At 59.6% G+C, this 1678-nt stretch carries 1 protein-coding gene, 2 pseudogenes and 1 other annotated feature; all 3 genes and pseudogenes read right to left on the bottom strand.

What is annotated here, in order from left to right:
• Nucleotides 1-277: 277 nt before the first annotated feature.
• Nucleotides 278-1029: pseudogene (locus tag GCT19_RS44290) on the bottom strand (IS3 family transposase); the annotation flags it as partial.
• Nucleotides 623-739 (bottom strand) — a sequence feature (AL1L pseudoknot). Its footprint overlaps the pseudogene before it by 117 nt.
• A gap of 50 nt (nucleotides 1030-1079) precedes the next feature.
• Nucleotides 1080-1307 (bottom strand): annotated as a pseudogene (locus GCT19_RS41895) (transposase); the annotation flags it as partial.
• Nucleotides 1308-1404: 97 nt separating this feature from the next.
• A partial coding sequence (locus GCT19_RS41890; RefSeq protein ID WP_193727467.1) for a transposase occupies nucleotides 1405-1678 on the bottom strand: 274 nt, incomplete at its 5' end.

Here is a 1678-nt window from a genome sequence, read left to right as displayed (position 1 = left end):
CCCTCAGATGCGGTTTAACAGGTTCGTGTTCCTCAACCGTCCCATGCTCAGCCTGGAGGCTCATCTTGGCGTAACCGCTTCGCCGCAAGCCCCGTTTCCCACGGACTACGTCACCTTGCCAGTGTCGGCAAGTCACCGCCGCTTCGGCTCACTTCCTCTCGCAGCAGAGAAAGGGCATGCCCCGGTACTACAACGTCAACTCCTCCGGGTACTGCATTCCAAACATGCTCAAGCAGCTTCACCCCCATACGGGCGGGCTACGCTGGCTGGGCGTACCATAGGTAAAATCTGACACCCATAGCGCATTGGGCCGCTCGGCCGTGAATTGCCGGTTCACGAGATCCTTCGGGCACGGCGTCGAACCATCGCTCACTGTGGTGCGGACCGTCTTGCCCCGCACCACACCGCGCAGGCCCATCTGCTTCATCAATCGCTCGACCGTGCAGCGCGCCACGACAATGCCTTCGCGCTTCAATTGCGTCCAGACCTTGTCTACGCCATAGACCTGGAAGTTTTCTTCCCATACGCGCCGGATCTCATCCTTGAGCATCCTGTCGCGCTGGGCCCGCGCCGGCACCAGCTCAGGATGGGCGCGGCGGCCCACATGTGTGTAGTACGTCGACGGCGCGATTGGCAGTACCCTGCAGATCGGCTCGACCCCGTAGACGTGCCGTTGATCATCGATGAACGTGATCATCACTTCGGTCGGCGGTCGAGCTCCGCCTGTGCGAAATACGCCGACGCCTTGCGCAGGATTTCATTAACCTGGCGCAGCTCACGGTTCTCCCTCTCCAGCTCCTTGAGCCGATCCTGCTCCTGCGTGCTTGTGCCCGGGCGCAAACCCCGATTCCGCTCTTCCTTGCGCACCCAGCTGCGCAGTGTCTCGCCCGAGCAGCCAAACTTCGCCGCGATCGACGCGATGACTTTCCATTGCGAGTCGTGATCGCCTTGATGTTCCAGAACCATTCGCACAGCCCGCTCACGAACTTCAGGCGAGTACCTTGGGCACTTCTTCTTCGTGTTTTCCATAGCTCCATTTTCTCAAGAAGTGGAGCTCCGGAAATCCCGGGGCGGTTCAGTTCCGCCGTGACGACTTTCGCGCCGGGGCCGTTCAGCTTACCGGCTTCCGACGCTGTGAGCCAGTTGCGCAGCGTCTGCATCGACATGCCTAGTTCGCGGACCACGGCGCTCACGCCTTGCCCGTCCTTGACTCGTTGCACGGCAGCTTCCTTGAACTCCGCCGTGTACACCTGGTGCGGTACCTTAAAACATTTCTTCTTTCCCTCCTTTCGGTCGAGTTTATACACGACCTGCGGGAAGGCGAAATTTCAGGGGAAGCTCACCAAACGCCGCCTGAATGGGTGGTTGACCAGCCTTTTCTGGCTCTTTTGAAATTTGAATGGGTTATGCAGCGTGCGGATTGATCGACGCGAAGTTGAGCTTGCCGGCGATCAGGAACAGCACGGTGCGCATAGTTTCGAGGTTTGCGTAGCCACGAGCGCGTCGCTTGGCGGCTTGAAACAGGCCGTTGAGTGCTTCCAGAAAGCCGTTGGTCTGGCGCGTCTGGGTCCATGCGACGATGCCGTCGAAATGCTTGCGTATCATGCGGGCGACCTCCTTCATCGGTTCAACCTTGGAGCGCATCACGTTGGTACACCACTGCTCGAGCATCGCACTG

Source organism: Paraburkholderia atlantica, assembly GCF_009362785.1.
Lineage (GTDB): Bacteria > Pseudomonadota > Gammaproteobacteria > Burkholderiales > Burkholderiaceae > Paraburkholderia > Paraburkholderia atlantica.
The sequence above is the reverse complement of the archived record's forward strand: the minus strand, read 5'-3'. Positions and strand labels throughout refer to the sequence as shown.